22 protein-coding genes are annotated in these 20184 nt (G+C 47.0%); 12 read left to right on the forward strand and 10 right to left on the reverse strand.

Going from position 1 to position 20184, the window contains the following annotated elements:
- Nucleotides 1-48 precede the first annotated feature (48 nt).
- The 4 genes from F0P94_RS06895 to F0P94_RS06910 all read right to left on the reverse strand — a co-directional run bounded on the left by F0P94_RS06895 (nt 49) and on the right by F0P94_RS06910 (nt 5256).
- A complete protein-coding gene (locus tag F0P94_RS06895) occupies nt 49-3576 on the reverse strand; it encodes a DUF7948 domain-containing protein (protein ID WP_150903143.1) in 3528 nt (1175 codons plus the stop codon).
- A gap of 184 nt (nt 3577-3760) precedes the next feature.
- Nucleotides 3761-4126 carry a hypothetical protein gene (locus tag F0P94_RS06900; RefSeq protein ID WP_150903144.1) on the reverse strand — a complete coding sequence of 122 codons (366 nt, stop codon included), beginning with the start codon at nt 4124-4126 and terminating at the stop codon, nt 3761-3763.
- Nucleotides 4127-4329: 203 nt separating this feature from the next.
- Nucleotides 4330-4701: a septal ring lytic transglycosylase RlpA family protein gene (locus tag F0P94_RS06905; protein ID WP_150903145.1), complete on the reverse strand. Its 372-nt coding sequence runs from the start codon at nt 4699-4701 to the stop codon at nt 4330-4332.
- 51 nt (nt 4702-4752) lie between these two features.
- Entirely contained in the window at nt 4753-5256 is a 504-nt protein-coding gene (locus F0P94_RS06910; RefSeq protein WP_150903146.1) for a thioredoxin family protein, read from the reverse strand.
- A 552-nt stretch (nt 5257-5808) separates the two neighbouring features.
- Between F0P94_RS06910 and F0P94_RS06915 the strand changes: the two genes are divergently transcribed.
- From F0P94_RS06915 to F0P94_RS06930, 4 genes are all read left to right on the forward strand, one after another.
- A complete protein-coding gene (locus F0P94_RS06915) occupies nt 5809-6093 on the forward strand; it encodes an SH3 domain-containing protein (protein WP_150903147.1) in 285 nt (94 codons plus the stop codon).
- Nucleotides 6094-6847: 754 nt separating this feature from the next.
- Complete coding sequence (locus F0P94_RS06920) at nt 6848-7123, forward strand: hypothetical protein (RefSeq protein ID WP_150903148.1); 276 nt, start codon at nt 6848-6850, stop codon at nt 7121-7123.
- A 205-nt stretch (nt 7124-7328) separates the two neighbouring features.
- Nucleotides 7329-7544, forward strand: coding sequence for a hypothetical protein (locus tag F0P94_RS06925; RefSeq protein WP_150903149.1), 216 nt, complete (start codon nt 7329-7331; stop codon nt 7542-7544).
- 83 nt (nt 7545-7627) lie between these two features.
- Nucleotides 7628-7888, forward strand: a complete 261-nt coding sequence (locus tag F0P94_RS06930) for a hypothetical protein (RefSeq protein ID WP_150903150.1) — start codon at nt 7628-7630, stop codon at nt 7886-7888.
- Here F0P94_RS06930 and F0P94_RS06935 read toward each other — a convergent pair.
- The 3 genes from F0P94_RS06935 to F0P94_RS06945 form a co-directional block, all read right to left on the reverse strand.
- Nucleotides 7885-8286, reverse strand: coding sequence for a hypothetical protein (locus F0P94_RS06935; protein ID WP_150903151.1), 402 nt, complete (start codon nt 8284-8286; stop codon nt 7885-7887). The genes F0P94_RS06930 and F0P94_RS06935 overlap by 4 nt on opposite strands.
- Entirely contained in the window at nt 8259-8603 is a 345-nt protein-coding gene (locus F0P94_RS06940) for a hypothetical protein (RefSeq protein ID WP_150903152.1), read from the reverse strand. Before F0P94_RS06940 ends, F0P94_RS06935 begins: the two co-directional genes overlap by 28 nt.
- A gap of 427 nt (nt 8604-9030) precedes the next feature.
- Nucleotides 9031-9411: an Hsp20/alpha crystallin family protein gene (locus F0P94_RS06945; RefSeq protein ID WP_150903153.1), complete on the reverse strand. Its 381-nt coding sequence runs from the start codon at nt 9409-9411 to the stop codon at nt 9031-9033.
- 272 nt (nt 9412-9683) lie between these two features.
- On the opposite strand from F0P94_RS06945, the gene F0P94_RS06950 reads away from it, so the two are divergent.
- Entirely contained in the window at nt 9684-9890 is a 207-nt protein-coding gene (locus F0P94_RS06950) for a hypothetical protein (RefSeq protein WP_150903154.1), read from the forward strand.
- Nucleotides 9891-9932: 42 nt separating this feature from the next.
- Here the strand turns inward: F0P94_RS06950 and F0P94_RS06955 are convergent, their stop codons facing one another.
- Nucleotides 9933-11216 (reverse strand): T9SS type A sorting domain-containing protein, encoded by a 1284-nt coding sequence (locus F0P94_RS06955; protein WP_150903155.1) that lies wholly within the window; start codon nt 11214-11216, stop codon nt 9933-9935.
- Between the two features lie 190 nt (nt 11217-11406).
- On the opposite strand from F0P94_RS06955, the gene F0P94_RS06960 reads away from it, so the two are divergent.
- Nucleotides 11407-11886 (forward strand): thioredoxin family protein, encoded by a 480-nt coding sequence (locus F0P94_RS06960; RefSeq protein WP_150903156.1) that lies wholly within the window; start codon nt 11407-11409, stop codon nt 11884-11886.
- Nucleotides 11887-12087: 201 nt separating this feature from the next.
- On the opposite strand, the gene F0P94_RS06965 is transcribed toward F0P94_RS06960, so the two are convergent.
- The gene (locus F0P94_RS06965; RefSeq protein WP_150903157.1) at nt 12088-13086 is read right to left on the reverse strand and encodes an NADP-dependent oxidoreductase; all 999 of its coding nucleotides are present in this window, start codon (nt 13084-13086) and stop codon (nt 12088-12090) included.
- Between the two features lie 214 nt (nt 13087-13300).
- On the opposite strand from F0P94_RS06965, the gene F0P94_RS06970 reads away from it, so the two are divergent.
- From F0P94_RS06970 to F0P94_RS06995, 6 genes are all read left to right on the forward strand, one after another.
- Nucleotides 13301-13708, forward strand: a complete 408-nt coding sequence (locus F0P94_RS06970) for an RrF2 family transcriptional regulator (RefSeq protein ID WP_150903158.1) — start codon at nt 13301-13303, stop codon at nt 13706-13708.
- A gap of 71 nt (nt 13709-13779) precedes the next feature.
- Nucleotides 13780-14433: an NAD(P)-dependent oxidoreductase gene (locus tag F0P94_RS06975; protein WP_150903159.1), complete on the forward strand. Its 654-nt coding sequence runs from the start codon at nt 13780-13782 to the stop codon at nt 14431-14433.
- 319 nt (nt 14434-14752) lie between these two features.
- The gene (locus tag F0P94_RS06980; protein ID WP_150903160.1) at nt 14753-15430 is read left to right on the forward strand and encodes a response regulator transcription factor; all 678 of its coding nucleotides are present in this window, start codon (nt 14753-14755) and stop codon (nt 15428-15430) included.
- Nucleotides 15431-15439: 9 nt separating this feature from the next.
- A complete protein-coding gene (locus F0P94_RS06985) occupies nt 15440-16768 on the forward strand; it encodes a sensor histidine kinase (protein ID WP_150903161.1) in 1329 nt (442 codons plus the stop codon).
- 524 nt (nt 16769-17292) lie between these two features.
- Nucleotides 17293-17727 carry a PepSY-like domain-containing protein gene (locus tag F0P94_RS06990; protein ID WP_150903162.1) on the forward strand — a complete coding sequence of 145 codons (435 nt, stop codon included), beginning with the start codon at nt 17293-17295 and terminating at the stop codon, nt 17725-17727.
- Between the two features lie 89 nt (nt 17728-17816).
- A complete protein-coding gene (locus F0P94_RS06995) occupies nt 17817-18716 on the forward strand; it encodes an SdiA-regulated domain-containing protein (RefSeq protein ID WP_150903163.1) in 900 nt (299 codons plus the stop codon).
- A gap of 90 nt (nt 18717-18806) precedes the next feature.
- Here F0P94_RS06995 and F0P94_RS07000 read toward each other — a convergent pair whose 3' ends face one another.
- Complete coding sequence (locus F0P94_RS07000; RefSeq protein ID WP_150903164.1) at nt 18807-20081, reverse strand: T9SS type A sorting domain-containing protein; 1275 nt, start codon at nt 20079-20081, stop codon at nt 18807-18809.
- Nucleotides 20082-20184: the final 103 nt, after the last annotated feature.

The following is a 20184-nucleotide window of genomic DNA, read 5'->3' on the forward strand; positions in this document are numbered from 1 at the left end:
CGGTACTTTTGTTTGCCTGTGGGTTTTTCAGGTTAAATTCCTATGGTTTTACTTTACTACTTCCAGCCAGCCTTTCCAGGTTTTGCCTTGCGGGTCTTTCAACAGGTAGTAATAAATTCCGGCGCTTAGGTCTTTGCCGTCGAAATTGCCGGTGTAGTTTTTCTGGGTATAAACCCGCTGGCCCCAGCGGCTGAATAGTTCAAACGAAACCGGCTGGCAGCTTACCATCGGCATAAACGTTTCGTTCTTGTCGTCGTTGTTCGGCGTAATAATGTTGGGAATAAAAATATCGGAAACCGTAATGGTAGCCACGTTGGAAGTTTCGTTGCAGGTTCCGCCAAAAGTACTGCTCAGCCTGACGGTATAAGTACCGGGTTTCTGGAACGTATGCGTAGGGTTGGGTTCGGTGGAGATGCTGTTGTCGCCAAAGTCCCATTGGTAGCTGGCGCCGTTCTGGGCATTGTTCCGGAAGCTTACGGTAAGCGGGGCAAATCCGAAAGGAGCGGCCTGGTTCTCGCAGGTTCCCGCTTGAATGCCGGCGCTGATCACCGGGGGCGGCGTTATGGTAATAGTTTTTTCGGCAGCGTAGGTGCAATTGCCAATGGTGGCGGTGTAGGTGAGTTTCTGAGGACCTGTTAAGTTTCGGGAAGGTGTAAACAAGCCATCCGGGCTTACGCCGTTTCCGCTCCAAGTGCCGCCTGTATGGCTTGTGCCGGTCAATTGAAAAGGAGCGTTTAACGCGCAAACAGATTCATCCGGACCGGCCAGCAAAGTTGCGACCTCTACGAAAGCCGTATCTGCCCGGGATGCGATGCAGCCGTTAGGATCCGAAAAAGTGTACCGGATTACATGACTACCGGGGCCTGCTGCCCTGGGAGACCATTTATCTCCATTAATGATCCCGTTACCGCTGAAGGCCCCGCCGGGAATAGAAGGCGTTAAAAGGACGGCGGAATCGGAGAGGCAGTAGCTGTTCCGGCTAAGGCCGGTAAAGCTTACTTGTGGCAGCGGATTTACGGTAATGGTTTTGGTTGCCCTGGTTACACAATTACCAATGGTAACGGTATACGTTAAGGTTTGCGTACCGATCAAGGTAGCGGAAGGCGTGAACGTGTTGCCGTTTACGCCCGGACCGCTCCAGGTACCTCCGGCGGGGCTGGCGCCGATCAGCTGAAAGGGAGCGCTGTTCTCGCAAACCGATTGCGCGGTGCCGGCTACCGGATTTGTTACGGCAAAATCGTAAATGAAGGAGGCCACGTTGCAGTTGCTGCTGTTGTTTACCGAAGACCAGGCATTGGGTGTGGAAGGGAAAGCATTGGTGCCGCCGCAACCGCCACAAAGGGCCTGGTAAACGTACCCTCTTTTATCGAGCCGGGAGGTGCCGCCATCTACGTGTTCATTCCCGCTTCCGCCAAAATACGTGGCATAATCCAGGGTAGTAGCATTCTGGGAAAGCTGCATCAGGTAAAAATCGGTACCGTCGGTATTACTCTTGGTGGCATTAGGCGTAACGGGCATGCCAAAGGTGTTGCCACCTACGTAATTGTTGGGGTTAATAGCTGATGAAGCATTGACTGAGCCGCCCCAACCTACTACATAGATCCGTTCGCAGTTATCGACCAAAAAGGCGGTAGGAGAAATATTATACGTGTTGCTGGTAGCTCCCGAACCAAAGCTCAGAGAAAAGTATCCGGTCCTAAGGTTATTGCTCAGTTTCTGAATGAACTGGCGACCTTGCAAAGCCGGGTTGGCGGCCGAGAAAACGCCCGGTGATGACGGATAGTTCGTGCCGGACTGCCCTAAAAGGTACACATCGTTCACCGCATCGAGTTGCAGGAAATAAGTTTGATCGTAATTGCTGCTGGCGCCGGCGCCTATGTAAGTGGTTTGCAACAGCGTGTTGCCGCTGCTGCCGATCTTGCAGGCAAAACCATCTACCTGGCCGGCGGTATGGGTAGGCTTAAAGCCGCCGGTTGTCTGGGGCAGGTTACCGCTGGCCGTGCCGCCGCAGATGTAAACATTGGCCTGGTTGTCTACCTGAATGGAATAAGCGGCATCGTCTGCGGTGCCGCCCATATAACTGCTCCAAACCAAGGTGCTCAGGTCGGGGGAAAGCTTGCAAACCACGGCATCGGTAGAGGTAGTAAGGCCGCCGCCGTGCGTATTCTGAAAGGCATTTACGGTTGGAAAATCGCGGGAGGTGGTGGAGGAAGCAATGTAAATGTTATTGGCCGCATCGGTTACCACATCGCCCCGGAACTGATCTCCGTAGTTGCGGGTAAGCAAAGAGCTGAAGCCTAAAATGCCATCGTTATTCGTGCCGCCCAGAAAAGTGGAAGCCAGTAACGTGTTCCCGTTCGGGCTTAGCCTGCTAATGATCAGGTCCGAGCCATCGATGTAAGTGGTTACGTTGAAGTTAAGCGGATCTACGGAAGGAACGCTTGCCGGATTGTTGAAGCTCCGGTCGTATGCATTGGTAGTGGTAGGGTAAGTAGAAGAGCCTGTAGTGCCAAAGATTATGAGTTCGTCGTTGCTGTTTACCACCAGGCTATGCGGTATATCGGTTTGGGGGCCTCCCAAATATGTGGCATAGAGTCTGCTGGCCGGACCCGTAGCCGCTGTCGGGTTGTATTTCATAATGGCAATATCTACCAAACCGCGGAAAGAGATCTGATAAGCGCCGGTAGTAACCGGAAACCCGGTGCCAAATACAATACCACCGGAGTACATATTGCCCTGGCTGTCGTAAGTTGCGGTAAAACCCCAGTTATCTGCCGTGGAAGCTGTAAAGGTGGAATAAATAAGCGTCGGGTCCAGAATTAAGGGGAGGTCTTTGCGGTAACCCTTTGGAAAAAGAAAGGAAACTTTCTGGCCTTCCAGCCGGAATTTGCAGGGGATTTCCACTTCGCGGCCTTTTATGATCTGGTAGGCATACGGTTTTTGTTCGGTAACGGTATTAACGGAAGTTTCAATTACTAGATTGCCGGCTTCCAGGTACATTTTATCGGCGCCTTTGTATTGCATCTGAATCACATCCGGATTGGCGCCAGCCTGTAAGATAAAGTCGTATTTCAGTTTCTTTTTATGCTCGTAGAATTTCAGGTCAATGCCCGGGTAGAGTTCCTGGTAGGTTATTTCCTGGTAGGCCGGCACGTCCGAAGCCCAGGAATCCGGATCGTTGCCCAGAAAGTAATTCCGGTAGCCTTCGGTTTTGCCGGTGCCGCTTAATAAAGCCTTTGGGTTGGCCTGCAGGAAATCTACGGTATAGGCATGGGCTTTTACTTTTTCTTCGCCTTTTGCTACGGTTTTTTCCTGGTGGTTGTGGTTGGGAATTCCGGCCGGATCGATGAAGTTATAAACCAGCCCGGTTTGCTTTAGATAAAGTTGCCCGGCCGGCAGTTCGGCTCGGAACTTTATTTGCTTGTTCCATTGGTTGCGGTTCTGAATAAATTCCAGGCTTTTTTCCCGGTTGGCTTCTGCATTGGGCGGTGTATGCCCGTAAGTGGTATAGCTGAAAGCCAACAGGCAGAAGAGCACGCTAAGGAAGCGGCGGTAAAAAGTATAAGTTTTAGACATGGCGACGAATGTTTGTAACAAGCGAAAGATATTAAATTTCTGGTAATTTGCCTGTTATTAAACCAGTCGGGAAAAAAGAGGTTTGCGTTGCCTGCCGGAAAGGGTAGTTCCCGAAGAAAAAAACATAAAAAAACCTGCCCCAAAAGGACAGGTTTTTTTGAACTTAGATTATGAAAACGGTAGCTTATTCGGCCAGGAAACTGGTAAGCGATTCGTTGGAGGTACGTTCCCAGGCCAGGTATTTTTCATATTGGTTTCTATTGAGTAACTGGGTAAGTTCCTGGTCATAGGACTGCTCCAGTTCTGCAAATTTTCTTTCCTGCATTTCCGGGTCATTCTGGTAGGCATTGCGGGCTTCGAATAAAGCGGCAAGCTTTTCAGTATTCAACGCTTTTACTTTAATGTATTCCAGCTCGTTCAGTTGCAGTTCGCGGGCCATGGTGCGGGTTAGCGCGGTGGCTTTCTCGTTGATCTTGGCCGGCGTTTGCTCGTCGGCTTTTGCTACTGCCAGGGTGCCCGCCATAAATAAAAATATAATTAGTTTTTTCATGAGGCTTTACTTTTAATACTATTCTTAAAAGGTAAAACAGCCTGTTTTAGTTTCCTGAAAAACAGATATATTTATAAAACAGCCCTGGCTGGCTTGTAAGCGGGAAAGGCTTGAGAGTAGCTGCCCCAGACTTTGCTAAGCGAAAGCCATTTTGTTGTAAGTATTTGTAAATTAATATTTTAAATATTAAATGAAAGTTGGGTTTATTTTTTGCGGCGCGTAGCTTTAAGCTTTACGGGTGCTACGCCTGCATCAATAATATCCAGTTTTCGGGCGGCTTTGCGCGAAAGGTCAATAACCCGGCCGGGAGCGAAAGGGCCGCGGTCGGTAATGGTTACTTTTACCGAGCGGTTCGTTTTCGGATTCGTAACTTTTACTTTGGTGCCGAAGGGTAGGGTTTTATGGGCGGCAGTTAGTTTTCCGGGTCGGTATTTTTCGCCATTGGCCATTTTCCGGCCGGCCAGCTTATCGCTGTAGTAAGAGGCTTTCCCTTCTTCGGTAAAACGATTAGCCGCACAGGAACTTAGAAAAATAAGGGCAATTAAAACAAGACAGTTAAAAACAGGAAACTTCATTCGGAAATTTTAAACTACTCTATAAGGGAATGGAAAGCTAAAAGGAAAGCGCTACTGCTTTTTCCGGTAAAGCGCAGGATTAAGCGCCGGACGCGACCAGTGGTTCAGGAATTCCAGCACTTTCTTTTTGCTGTAACCTTTGTCTTCTTCCAGATAAGCGGAGTTTTGGGTGTGCAGTCTATTCCCTTCCTGGTTCAGCACCACAAATACCGGGAAACCGAAGCGTTGCGGATAATCGAGTTGTTCAAGCAAGGCCAGGTTCTGGTTTTCTTTGCTGTAATTCACTTTCAGAACCACATAGTTGGCCTTTAGTACGGAGTCGAGCTGGGCATCGGTGGTTGTAAAATTATGAAACTTTATGCACCAGGAGCACCAGTTCCCGCCGATCTGCAGCAGGACGTGCTTGTTTTCCGCTTTCGCTTTTCGGGTGGCAGCTTTCAGTTCGGCGGCGGCATCGGCAAGCGGGTTGTAAATGGTGGGTTTAGCGCTTTGGGCGAAACTAAGACCAGCGGTAATAAAAAATGCCAGGAAGAAAACGGTAAGAAAGCGGGCCATGGGCGGGTAAAGGTTTGGAAAAGTAAACGTACCGCCGCAAAATTAAGTATGTTTCCGGCAAAGCCTTTCTAATTCCTGGAGTTTTAGTTTTCAGACGGTAGCATTTTAAGCTATAAAACTGCCTTGCGCTGCATCCGGTTTTTCAGGCACAGGCCCGCGCCCGACTTTTTCCTTTTCCAGATTTTTTCTTTTCCCCGAAAAAGTTGATCCGGATGGCTGTTGTTGAACGGTAGCGGACAATCGGCTGTCCGTTTATAATACACTATAAATTTATTGTTTATTCGTTGTTTCTGCCAAGGCGCTGATATATAGTGGTTTGTAATTTCTGGCACAGTGGTTGAAAAACAGGAAATGGTTGCGCTTCTTATTAAAGGAAAAGTAAATCAGATTTAAATGCAGTGATGCTCGGTTTAATGCCAGAAAATTAAAAGCCGAAAAATAAAAAAGTATGCAGGCAACCAGGTATTTCGGAACAGCATCTTCCCTGCAGTGCGCACATTCAGGGGAAACCATTAAAACAGAAAAAACTAAACAATATAAAAAAATAAAATTATGAAAAAGTCATTATTAGCAGTTGCCTTCTTAGCCCAGGTTTTATTTGTATCCGCCCAGGTTCCAGGCCGGGTAAAATCCGATAACGTAAACCTTTACCGCCAGCCAGGCAAGCAGGCCGAGGTAGTGAGAGTCTTAAACACCGCCGACGAGGTAATGGTAGTCAGAAAATTTAACAGCCAGTGGAGCATTGTGCAGATAGGCACCGAAACCGGGTACATCCATAATGCCAATCTGGCCAAAATGAAGAAACAACAGATTACAGAAAGCACCGCCAAAAATTAGGCGCTTTCTTAATCAGTTTGTAGTGGGTGAAGTAAAGGCCGGGCAGCATGCTCCGGCCTTTCTCTTTTTCAGCCTGCCTTGTGCCGGTGTAACTAAGGGTACAGATTTAGTGCACACATCTGTATGCTTACATTTTCTGTCATTCTGGAAGAAACTTGTGAGTTTAGAGCACGGAAGTAACAAGCTTCTTCCAGAATGGCAATCTTAGCAGTTAAAGTTTATTTTGGACCGTTACTTAAGGGGTTCTCTCCGCTTAAGAATATAGAATTTCCTATAAGGAGATCCTGCTGAAAATAGCCGCCTTCGGTAAGTTGATTATCGGTTTTCATGCTGGCTTTCTTTGGCCTCAAGATTAATATTCTTAAAAGTGAATTTGTGTGATTCCGGACAAGTTGGTGTCTGTTTTTAATACAGGTTTTACAAGCCTATTCTAAGGTAATGTTTGTAATGCGTTGATTTGTAGGTTGCAAGGTGTTGGCATGCTGCTTGCTGAGCAAAATGCGTAAGCTCCAGTGGAGGTGGATGACTTGTTTTAGATTTGGATTCCTAAAAGATGTGAAACGGTGCTCCGGTCTGTTTAAATTGACGCCCGCTCCAGGTTTGCAGCAAGTTGTGTAAGTGAAAAAGTATACAAAAGAATATGAATAATATAGGAGGAAGGCAACCAGAAGGCAGCCGGCAGCATCTGTTCATTAAGATCCGGATATGAAGAGCATACAAGAATTCAGTTTTTAAACCTTTAAAATTTTAAGCTATGAAAAAGTACTTATTTACCTTATTAAGCCTGCTGCAGGCAACGCTGTTAATGGCCGGTACCTCCAAAGTAAAAGGAACCACCAATAATCAACAGGCGGCAATTAAAACGGCCGTCCGGTGCTTGGGCAGAACTGCCGAAGGCAATGCTGCTGTAATGCAGGTGAAACCCTTTGTAATAGTTTCTGCCTTAGAAGAAGGTTATTTGCCGCAGGGGAAATTACCGAATCTAAGCGGAGATATGGTTGCCCTGAAAAAAGAGGCCCCGAAAAAGTGATTTCCTGTTTTGGGTGTGTTAAAGCTGAAAAGCCTGCTTCAAAGAGCAGGCTTTTTCTGTTTACGGAGTGCCATTTAGCAGGTAGGTATCTTTAATTAGTAATATTTAAAGGAAATAGTTGCATACACCCGGAAAATGAAACAATAGCCTGACAAGTAGGCGTTTAAGCCGTATAAAAGAACACAGCAGCAATGAAAGGGACGAAATGCCAGAAAAAAAGAATTTAAAAACCACGATTCCCCGGCTGAGCGATAAGGCTAAACGTATCTTTAATATCAGCTACGAAGACCTTTCTGCCCAGATTTATTATGACGTTAAAAACACCTTTAAACTTACAATTGTCCGGAACAATAAGCAGATACTGCCGGCACGCGAAATTTCCCGCGCCGAGGCCTTCCGGATCATGAACACCAGGCTATAAGCAGAGCGGCTGCTTTTTCTGCTGCCCTGCTACGTAGATTTGTTATATTTTTTTGTTAATCAGCATACTGTTACTTTTTACCCATGACTACAATTCCGGACAAAAGCATCGATGAAAATGAAATTCAGCACATGTTTCTGCAGGTAGAAAGCAGCGATTCTATCTGCATGCTGAACGTTGCCGGCCATCCCTTGCGCATTCGGGAAGTGATCTTTTTGATGATCGAGAACGGCTGCCGGGTAATGAAGTCGAATGCCGATGACTATAACGTTTTCCTTTTCGACAAAGAGGTGATAGAAGTGTACGATTACCTTTCCACCATTATAAAAGCCCGTTTTATTTAAGCTTTCTGCACTAACCTGTAAGCGCCGGAATTACCGAAAAGGTAAAAAAGCAGGCCGCCAGAACAGTAGCAAATCACATCCCAAAAGTCGGCCGTGTACCGTTGGTTAAAAAGCGGGATCACGGCTTCGAACATCACTGAAAAATAAACCGCCGCAATGCCTACCTGGTAAACCGTTAAGCGGTAAGCCGGCTTCCGGAACAGCGTGCGCTGCAGAAATACCGTTACAAAAAGCACCAGCGGCAGGCAAAGCAGATCGTTGAGGTAGTTTTGCAGAAACCAGAAACGGTAGGTTTTCTGCAGAAAAAGTACATTCAGGCCGTAGAGCAGGGCGCAGCTTATGAAAAGCGGGTTCCGGAAGGTGTTTAAATTTAACCGGCCAAGATCGTAACCAGCCATATTATAAAAGAAAGAATAGCAAAAAACGTAAGCTGAAATCCCTGAATAATGCGCTTGTAAAATTTTGTAAAAGGCGGGTCGGAAGGAAAAATTTCTATCAACGAAAGGTTGATCTTACCTTTCTGGCGGAGTGCTTCTGCTTCGGATTCCTGTTGGGCTTTCAGGCCTTGCGGATCCAGAATAGCCTGGCAGTGCTCGCATTTGTCGTCCGGGCGCTGGTGCCAGCCGGACCATTGGCCGCAACTAGGGCATTTTCTGGAACTGGTTAATGTTGTCATGGCATTGTAGCTGATTGGTAGCTCAAAAGTAAACGCCATTCTTTAAATAAAAGTGCTTTTTCTCTTTTTCAGCTCCAGCAAAATAAAAATGGCGCCACCAAGCGCCATTTTTAACCTTCGGAAGTTTTAGATCGGATAATGATATTTATAAAGCAGTTCTAATTCTAATAAATGTAAGGGTTTCCTGTCCGGAATTGGAATTTATACTTTGCCGGCAACAGAAGGTTACAGCCGTAGCAATTTGTTGTGGTGCTCGCCACCGGACTGTTGGTAAACAACGCATTCTTATGAGTAAACCAGCAGGCTGTTTTTTAAACCCTGAAGCTAAGTACTTGGCCGGTATCCCGGAATTTTAAGCCAAATGGCTAAGAGTGGCCTGAATCGCTTACCGGTGCCTACTCGGAGCAAAAAAAAAGAAGGACTGCTTTGCAGTCCCCCTTTCCCTTTAACAATTAAACTTTAAACATTACTCAAATTCAATATCTATCTGCCGGATGTTGGTTTCGAAGAACGGCGCCCGGATCTGGAGCTCATTGCCTTCATAAACTGCTTTGATCTTATCCAGCGCCACATTAAGTGGCAACAGGAATTCCTGATGAAACAGCGGGGTTTGGGCCTCGGTATTTTCCTGGCCCGGCAGCATAGCAAAAACGGTTAACTGGTTTCTGTTCAGCAGCAATTGAAAGGCTTCCGGATTTACCGATGGCGCCGATACCCGGATAATAAGTCCTTTCTTCCGCTTTTCTACTCCTACGTGCGTCTGCACCACACCGCCGCCCAGGGTGTTCCAATGATCGATCTGCCGGGCAATGGTTTGTAGAAATTTTTTATCTTTTATAAGTTTCATGGCTCTTATTCCTTTCTATTTGGTAGCCATTATGCAAAGCCCATACCAAACCATTTGTATGCATGCTGTACTATTTTTTTAAAAGGTTTAAGACAGATAGTCAGGTTGTTGGGCGCAGGAATCTCTGAAAAAGAGCCATTATGTCTGTAAGTAACCGTGGCAACACCGGTCTACGGGCGGGTAAATAATAATTTCACCAGCTTTAGTAACAGATACACTAAAAAACCGGTATATAAAATAAATATAATTTACAGAAAACTAAATTTAACGCCATGACCATACTTTTTGGAATCATTATAGGGGCACTATTAATAGTGGTAAGTTTATATCTTATTAAAAACTCGGTTGGCCGAAATGCTACTGGAATTGGACACCACCCGGTAGCAACGCCTAACCCAAACCCCGGCAGCATCCCCGACGGCCGCGACGACAATAAAAGCAGCGGCCACGCGGCAATGAGCAGCGGTAAGCAGGGGTAAGCCGCAAACGAATACAGAATAAAGCAAACAGGAAAGCTGGTTTTATTGCAAAATCAGCTTTCTTAGTTTTGTCTGGCTGCTACTGGTAATTCTTACCACGTAAATACCTTTTGGCTGCCGCGTCAGATCTACTTCGAGGCTTGTTGCTGCGTTGGTTTGGGCATAAAAAATGCTTCGGCCGGCCAGGTTAAAGACCTCAATGGCAGCAGGCTGTGCATTTTCAAGGGTAAGGTATACGGTGCCGGCATTGGGATTAGGGTATAATCCAAAAGATGGCGGGGTTCCGGTGTTTAAAGCATCGCCTTGGTACCTGGAAACAAACCCGTCGTTTACGCTGTAGCCGATTTTATTATTTACAAAGGCAATATCCTGATTCGCGTTCAGGCTATCGATCGGGAGCCAGGTAAGGCCATTGTCGGTTGAATAGGAGGAGCCTTTTCTCCCTGCGCTTACATAGACGCCGTTGCTGCCGGATAGTACCTTAAGCATTTCGGAGTGAAGCGACCCGGTATATGGTACATCTACCCAGGTTTGTCCCCCATTAAAGGTTTTTTTCAGCGAATTTCCGGAGCAAGCCAATCCATTATGTGAGTCTTTAAAAGCTAAAGCCGATACAGTTTCATAGCCTGCAAACCCGGTGTGACTGATCGTCCAACTGCGCCCCTGGTCGCTGGATTTCAGAATTCTTTTCCCTTTAACAGCTATCCAGATGTTACTCCCGAAGGCTGCAAAATTATGTCCTGGCTCGGCATAATCTAAGGAGGCATCCGGGGCCGGAAATTGTCGGGGCGTTACTTTTTGCCAGGTATTTCCGCCATCGCCGGTGGTGTATATCTCGAAGTAACCGGTGGCGCTTTCCCGGCTGGCCAGGGTTACGCCGTTAAATTTATCGAAGAAATAAAGCAGGCAGGCGCGGCTCGAAGCATACGTGATCTGGGTTGGGTAGGCTTCCGGCAACCAGGACCAGATTTTTCCACCATCGGTGGTTTTGTACACCCGGTTCAGGAAATGGTGGGTCCAGTAATTTTCAGCCAGCAAATAAGCGGTATCTGCTCCAGCGGCATAAATGGAATTTATCTGGCTGATCCGGAACTGCGGGTCGTTTATTACGGGAGTAACGTTTTGCCAGGAATTGCCGCTATCGGTAGTCCTGAAAGCATACTTGCCCGCACTTACCCATACTGCTTTTTCGTTTATAGCCGTAATGTTATGCAAGGCCTGAATTAAATAACTTCCCGGAGGAGCAGGAAGCGGTTGCGATACCCATTGCGCCTGCGCCGGCAAATACCGGAACAAAACTGCTGCCAGAAGGAAATATTTTTTCATACAATCCTATTTAATTCCCTGGGCCTGAAGAGCCTTGTTTTCTAAATGCGAAGATAATTATTGCCCCTATACCTTTCTCCCGGTAGTAATACAAGGGCAAATAATATTTCGTTGCCTGCGTTTAAAGACCAGTACCCTGAACTGTTAGCTGCCTCCGGCCGTTTCCTTCCAAAAACCGTATCTTTACCTCATGAAAAACCTGCTGACGTTATTCTTCACCTTTATAACTTTTGCTGCTATGGCTCAACAAACTGCTGCTCCCGTGTTAACCGGTAAAACTGAAATTCAGAAAATAAAAGATGCCAAAACCTGCCCTTGGTACCAGCCTGCCTACGACAGCTACAAACCCGATGCAACGGTAGTGGCTAGTCTGAAAAAAGCCCTTCCGGCCAACGCCACGTTCCTGGTTTTTGGCGGTACCTGGTGCTCCGATACGCAAAACCTGTTTCCGAAATTCTTTAAGGTGCTGGCCGAAACCGGTATTCCGGAAAAGCAGGTGCAGCTGTACCTGGTAGATGAGCAGAAAAATTCGCCGGAAAAACTGGAAAAACAGTACGGCGTAAACAACGTGCCTACTTTCATTATTTTGCACAACGGCGAAGAAAAAGGCCGCGTGGTGGAAACCGTACGCCAGAGCATTGAAGCAGATTTGCTGCAGTTATTGCAATAAAAATGCTATCATTTCAGTCAGAAAACCAAAGCCCTGCTCAGGAATCCTGGCAGGGCTATTTGTTGGAATTGAGTTGAAATTCCTGCACGGTGCAATGCTGCCGGTAATCCTGAAGGCGCTATAAACAAACCTGCCTTTTTATCCGGAAATGCTACCGTTAACGCAAAACATCGCTGGAACTATTTCCCTCGGTAAATTTACCTAAACCTTCACCAGCATTTTACCTTTGTTTTCTCCGGTAAAAAGACCCAGAAAAGCCTCCGGTAGTTTCTCAAAACCCTCTATCACCGTTTCCTGGTAATGCAGTTTGCCTTCTTTTACCCAGTTTGCCAGTTGTTGCATGCCTTCGGGAAAACGTTTGCTGAAATTGCTCACAATAAACCCTTGGATCAGGGCGCTTCGGGTAAGAATTATGGGCAGAAAACGCGGACCGGGAGCTGGCTCTGCTTCGTTGTAAAGCGCGATCTGGCCACATAAAACAATGCGGGCATGAAAGTTTATATTTCGGATCACGGCATCGGTAATTTCGCCGCCTACGTTGTCGAAATAAACATCTACCCCGTCCGGGCAGGCAGCTTTCAGGGCTGCATCGAGGTTGCCGGCCGTTTTGTAATTGATTACTTCGTTGTAGCCGAACTCTTTTTTCAGCAGGCTTACCTTTTCATCGGAACCGGCTAATCCAACTACCCGGCAGCCTTGTATCTTTGCGAGCTGGCCTACTACCAAACCCACCGCCCCGGCTGCCCCCGACACCACTACCGTTTCGCCGGCTTTTGGCTTGCCAATATCCAGCAAACCAAAATAAGCCGTTAAGCCCGGCATACCCAGAATTCCGAGATAATAGCTGGCCGGCGCCAGATCGGTATCTATTTTCTGTAGCTGGTCCGCTGGTGCAATGCTTTGGCTAGCCCAGGGTAATAGCCCTAAAACCATGTCGTCGGGCTGTAGCAAAGGGCTTTTGCTTTCTTTCACTTTTGCCACCACGGCGCCTGCTATCGGAGCATCTACCTGATAAGGCGGCACATAAGACTTGGCGTCGTTCATCCGGCCGCGCATGTAGGGATCTACGGAGAAGTAAACCGGCTCCAGCAGCACCTGACCGTCCTGCAATGCCGGCAAGGTGGTTTTTTCGAAGCGGAAATTCTCCTGGGTTGGGGTGCCTTTGGGCCGGCTGGCCAATACGATCTGGGTTGCTTCCATATCAGGGTGTAGATTTTAAGTTCTTTGTTCAGAAATTCCTTACAATTTATAGTTGCTGTTCCTCGCTTCAATAACTCCACAGGCTCTTACTTGTTTCGGCGGAAAAGGGTATCGGTTTTGCCATAAAATCAAGCTTCCCTTATCTGAAAAGAAATAGTTTGCCCCTGAACCAATTATTTACTTTCTTTGTACTGTAATAAATAATATTACAGTTATGAATAACCTCCGGTTTGCTACAGCCCTGCACATTCTTACCCTGCTCAGTCAGCAGCCGGAAGAGTTGTTGCCTTCGGAATACCTGGCCGGCAGCATTAACGTAAACGCGGCGGTGGTCCGGAAAGAGATCAGCAATTTGCGCAACCACGGCTTTATTCAGAGCAAGGAAGGCAAAGGCGGCGGCAGCATGCTGGCTAAACCAGCTTCGGAAATTCTGCTTTCAGATATTTACCAGGCCGTGCGACAAGCCGCTATTTTAGGGCGAAACAATGCGCCGAACCCGGCCTGTCCGGTTGGGAAGCAAATCAACGCGCACCTGGAAGACCTTTATTCCGAAGCCGAAGCAAACCTGATCCGGAGCTTAAGCAAAAAGACGCTGGCTGATTTTGCCCGGCAATTCAGCTAAATTTTTTTACTCATAACTGTAACTAAATTTATTACAGAAATAAAATCTTTGAACTCATAAAACCAAAAAACATGAACGTAGCATTAATTGGAGCCTCCGGCTTCGTAGGCACTGCCTTATTGAATGAATTACTGGAACGTGGCCACCACGTAACCGCCCTTACCCGCGATACGGCCAACATTAAAAAGCAGCACCCGAACTTAACCGTAGTACAAGCCACGGTAACGGATCCAAAGGACTTAGCCGAAAAAGTTAAAGGTCACGAGGCCGTGATCAGCGCCTTTAACGCCGGCTGGACGAACCCGAACTTGTACGATGATTTCCTGAACGGTGCGAAAGCCATTCAGGAAGGTGTGAAAAGATCGGGCGTGAAGCGGTTTATCTTTGTGGGTGGCGCCGGTAGCTTGTATGCCGCCGAAAACCTGCAATTTGTAGATACGCCCGAGTTTCCTGAACAGATCAAGCCCGGCGCTACGGCAGCCCGCGATTATTTGAATATCCTGAAAGAAGAAAAAGACCTCGACTGGACGTTCCTCAGCCCGGCTTTGGAAATGCATCAGGGGACTTCCGGCGAACGCAAAGGCGCCTACCGCAAAGGTTTGGAAACCCCGGTATTCGACGAAAGCGGCCGTAGCGTAGCCTCGGTAGAAGACACGGCGCTGGCTATAGTAGACGAACTGGAGAACCCGCAACATATCCGCGAGCGGTTTACGGTGGCGTATTAAGCAACTGCCAATGCCGATTGGGTTCTGTTGAACCAAACGGTATGAATTAAAGCAAAAAATTAAAAAGCCCGTTCTGCACCTTCCCGGCAGACTGGGCTTTTTTATGTCTGAAACCTACTACACTGTTAAGTTAGTTAATAGCATTTGCTTGACGGGATTTGTAATCCCACTGTCTAAAAATTAACTTGACTATGTACTACCCTTTTATAGCATTGAATCTTGATACTTGTGTCCTGATACTTATGTCTAAAAAAGAAAATTCCCACATCTTTCCCGATTTCTGCGTTTACTTTACCCGAATAAACAACCCGAAACCGAAATGAAGATCCTGGTAATTGAAGACGAACCGGAAATGCTGGAAAACATGGTAACTTCCTTACAGAAAGAGAAATACCTGGTAGAAACCGCCACCACTTTCGACGATGCCCTGGATAAAGTAAGCATTTACGAATACGACTGCATCCTGCTCGATATTTCGCTGCCCGGCGGCAACGGCCTGGAAATTCTGGACCAGCTGAAGAAACTGCATAAAACCGAAGGAGTAATTATAGTGTCGGCTAAAAACTCCCTCGACGATAAAGTAGCCGGCTTAAACCTGGGCGCCGACGATTATTTAGCAAAGCCCTTTCATATGGCCGAATTGCACGCGCGGGTAAAATCGGTGTTGCGGCGCAAAAAGTTTGAAGGCAGTAACGAAGTAGTTCTAAACAATGTAACCATCGATCCGGAAAGCCATACGGTAAAAGTTAACGGAAAAGACCTGCCGCTGAACCGGAAGGAATTCGATGTGCTGCTGTACCTGGTTACGAATAAAAGCCGGTTGGTAAGTAAAACCGCGCTGGCCGAACACGTGTGGGGCGACCAGATCGACGAGGCCGACAACTTCGAATTCATTTATTCCCAGATCAAGAACCTGCGCAAGAAACTGAAAGACAGTCAGGCCGATATTGAAATTCAGGCCATTTACGGCATCGGGTATAAACTAATAGCCGAATAAATTATTTAAATGAAACTGCTCAATTACACCTCGGCGTATTTTGCGGGCATCCTGCTCATTATTATTTCCATCTGGGCGGGTTTGTTCTACTTTTCCATGCTCGACGAAATCTACGACAGCATGGACGACGGCCTGGAAAACCAGAAACTGCTCGTGATCCGGAAAGCCGCCGCCGATACTACCATCCTGAATCAGCCTGAATTCGAAGCCGGTTATTTTACTATCAAAGAAATTCCAGCCGCAAAAGCCAGAACCTACACCGATATTTATCAGGACACGCTCATGTACATGGAAAACGAGGAAGATTACGAACCCGTGCGCCTGCTCCGGACGGCCTTCCGGCACCCGAATAACCGCTATTACGAGCTACAGCTCATTACCTCCATGGTAGAAGAAGACGACCTGATCGCGGACCTGCTATATTCCCTGGTGTGGCTGTATCTGGGTTTGGTAGCCACCATTTTGCTGCTGAATAATTTTCTGATGCGCAGGATCTGGAAACCGTTTTACCGCCTGCTGGAACGTCTGCAAAAATTCCGCCTCGAAAACCCCAAAGAATTCAGGGTAAGCAAAACCAACATCGAAGAATTTAGGCTCCTGAACGAAACGGTACAAAAGCTCATTCAAAGTAACGTGAACGCCTTCAACAGCCAGAAACAATTCATCGAGAATGCTTCGCACGAATTGCAAACGCCCCTGGCCATAAGCCTGAATAAACTGGAGCTGCTCATCGAAAACAATAACTTAAACGAAGAACAACTCCAGATCTTAGCATCGGTCATCAGCAATCTGGAACGTTCGGCCCGCCTGAATAAATCGCTTTCCCAGCTTTCGAAAATAGAAAACCGCCAGTTCCCGGAGGTAACCGACACCGACCTGAATGATTTGGTAAAAAACCTACTGGAAGATTTCAGCGAACTGGCCACCCACCGGAATATTACCCTGAAACTGGAAGAACAAGCTGTTTTAAGGGCTCAGATGAATCCGGACTTGGCAACCATCTTACTCACGAACCTGCTGAAGAACGCTATAAATCATAACCACAGCGGCGGCTTTGTAAACGTGATCATTCAGGAAAACAGCCTTGCAATCGAGAACACTGGCGCCGGAAAACCCTTGGATAGAGAACAGATCTTCTCCCGGTTCTACAAAGGCGAACAAAGCAGCCAAAGCACCGGCCTCGGTCTAGCCATCGTAAAAGCCATTGCCAACCTCTACGATTTCCGGGTGGAATATAGTTTTCAGGAAGGTTTGCACCGGTTTGTGGTTTACCCCACCCCGGCCCTCCCCTCCCCTAAAAACAGGGGAGGGAGCTTTGGCTGTTGTGCAGTTAGGTAAATGGTCAACTACCCTTGGCTTCTCTTGTGCAGGCGGGAGCTTATAAAATTGTCTGAATCAGGATTTTCAGGATTGACAGAATTTTCAGGATTTGAATTTTGAAATTTCACGCATATCGCCAGCGCAGCGCCCCTGAAAGCCACGTTATTCTAAAACTATACTAAAAAGAAAGCTCAATCGGAGGAAAACTGACACCAGTTTCTGTGAGAGCGGCCTCCAAGCTTACCGGTGCCGAGGAACGAGGCAGCCCGATAGGGCAGGTTAGGTTGCAGCCGCGAACGCAGAAACGAAGCCACCCGGCTTGAGGGGAAAAGGTAATTAGAAGTTAAAAGTTAGGAGTTTAGAGTTAAAGCTAACCTGGAAACGCTACCCTTTTTAAGAAAAAGCTACTTAAAGCCAACAGGATCCTTCCCTTTCGCCAAAGAAGAAAAAAAATATCAAAATTCCCGTTTCTTCCCAATTCTTTCCGGAATCCCTCCCGACCTTTGAATCAGAAATTAGTTAAACCCTTAAAATTTACCCTTATGAAAGCATTAACCTTAGCCTTGTTTTTAAGCGCTTCCTCTTTTTTCTCCTTCGCGCAGGACATCAAAGAAACGGAAGTGCCTTCGGTAGTAATGAACAGTTTTAAAGGCCAGTTTGCCGATGCGCTGAAGCCGGAATGGGAAAAGAAAGGCAGCAACTACGAAGTGGAATTCAATTCCGGAACGATAGAACGTAAGGTGATTTTAGACGCCTCCGGAAAAGTGCTGATGCAGAAACAGGAAATTGCTCTGACCGAATTACCGGCTTCCATTGCCAGCGCTCTTAAGCAAAACTACGGCAGCTACGAACTGGAAGAAGCCGAGAAGATAGAATTCGACGGAAAAACGTATTACGAAGTAGAACTGGAACGTTTTTTCCTGGGCAAGGAACTCGTTCTGACCGCCGAAGGCAAGGAAACCAAACTGCCCTATTAAGCCGTAAAAGCAGCCTTCGGGCAAATGCGGAACTAAATAGAAATGGTCCGGAAAGTATTTCTGAGGACTTCACTTAAAGAGGAATAAAGATGAAAAAGATAGCAGCAAGTATTCTAGGATTAAGTTTGTCGGCATTTTTTCTGGTAAGCGAAGCTTCCGAAACCTGGAAAGCGGAGATCGTGAAGGAAATTGGTACGGATAAAGGAAAAAAAAGTAAAGCTGCCAAAGAAGCCGTTTCCAAAGAAGTGCAGGTGGTTTCGAAGTGGGAAGTGCCCGATATTTTGCGGGAAGTTTCCGGCATTGCTTACCTTGGCCCGAACCGTTTTGCCTGCATTCAGGACGAACAGGGCACCATTTTTATTTACAATACCGCCGCCGCTAAAATTGAAAAAGAGATCGACTTTGCCGGACCCGGCGATTACGAAGGCATCGCGCTGGTAGGCAAAACGGCCTACGTGGTGCGAGCCGACGGCCGTTTGTTCGAGGTAAATAATATAGAAAGCGCCAAACCCCAGGTAACCGAATATGGCACGCCTTTTACTGCCGAAAACAACATCGAGGGCCTGGGTTACGATGCCCGGAATAACCGCCTGCTGCTGGCCGTAAAAGACCGTGACAGCAACAGCAACGCCTATAAAGGCATCTACAGCTTCGACCTGGAAACTAAAAAGCTGGCCGCCACGCCGGTGTATAAGATCGATTTTGGGCACCCGGTTTTTGCAACTGTGCAGGACAATGAAAAGACTATGATGCCATCGGAAGTGCAGGTGCACCCGGTAACCGGAAACGTGTACGTAACCGACGCTAAAAACGCCCAGATCGTTGTGATGGATGCGCAGGGCAACATTAAGAACCGCTACAAGATCAGCAAAGGCGATTTCTACAAAGCCGAAGGCATCACCTTTAGCCCGGCCGGCGAACTCTTCATCTCCAACGAAGGCAAGAAAACCAAAGCCAATATCCTGAAAGTGAACATCGCCGGGTTGTAATACCGGAAAATAGTAGGGCTCAGGCCATAAAAAGTAAAAGCCCGGTGCGGATGCATCGGGCTTTTACTTTTTATGGTATTTATAATTGAGTTATTGAAGTACAACCTTCTTAACAAATCGTTGATTGCCAGTAATGATGTGTAGCATATATATGCCTTTTTTTTCTTTGCCCAGATCAAGTTGAGTTTTACCAAAACGATTGCCTGTTTGCCGGTTTATTCTATTGCCTGTTACATCGTACACTTCTATAGTATAAGGCTTATCAGAAGCGGGTAATACCTGGAGGGTGCCCGGACTTGGGTTTGGAAAAATAGCGTAAGAACCGGCCATGCTGAGCTCCTTTTTAATGCCTGAAATGTTGCTGCCAAACTTACGCATAACCGCAAAACCAGCCGAATAGCCAGTAGTAGCGTCAGCAAATTCCATATCGAGGTGGCTCATGGTGTTTTCCAGCAAAATCCAGGTGTTGCCATGATCGTGAGAAATGGAAGAACCAGGATTGTTGCGGTCTCGGTTAGAGCTAATGTAACTTGAGGTGCCGGGAATTGCTATTATTCTAAAAGGGAAGAAAGGCCCCGTTGGGGTAACGGTCATCCAGGTCGCGCCGCCATCTGTAGTCCGTCTTAATTGGCCATTTAACCCGGCAAGGCCGTTATTGGCGTCGGTAAAAGCTAATGAGCCTTCAAGGTTAGAAAAAGTAAGTCCGGAACTTGCCGAAGTCCAGGTTAATCCTTTGTCTACCGATTTCAGAATATTAAAATCAAAATCCATTACCCAGACCGTATTGCCAACGGTTGCCAGTGTATTGTACAAAACATCTGCTGAAGGTGCAGCAGGCATATTTGCTGCAGGAACCTGGCTCCAGGTGGTACCACCGTCAGAAGTAGTAAGAATTTCGGTTTTAGTTGTGTTGCCGGGAGCTGAGGCAAAACCTATGGCCAGGCCATTGTTGGGGTCAAAGAAGTGAATGTACTCACCATAGCTGCCCGGATTAGTATAGGCCGTTGGCTGGTGCTGCCAGGTGGTACCTCCATCAGTTGTACGGTAAATCCTCGAGAAATTAGTTTGCCCCATTTCGGCTACAACGATCCAGGCTGTATTTGCATTTAAAGCAGTAACGGAAGTGATGCTTGCGCTGGTAAAAACGGGATCAACCACGGGATAGGATTTCCAGGTTAGCCCACCATCAGTAGTTTTCACAACCTCCATAAATGGCGATGCAGCCCAGGTTACATTGGCATCAACAGCTTCTACCTCATAGAGCATGGTATTTGGCAGATTTGGAGAGTTTTGGCTCACCCATTGTGCCTGTGCCGTACTAACCGCAACAATAGCAGTAAGAAGAATTGATAAGGTCTTTTTCATAATAAAGGCTATTTTAAGATAAGTCGGATTATTAAAGGTAAAGGTTGCTTCTATTGTAGTGGGAAAATAAAGAAAGTTGTTATAAAACAAAAGTTATAACTTG

The sequence above is a fragment of the Adhaeribacter soli genome (genome assembly GCF_008727925.1).
Lineage (GTDB): Bacteria > Bacteroidota > Bacteroidia > Cytophagales > Hymenobacteraceae > Adhaeribacter_A > Adhaeribacter_A soli.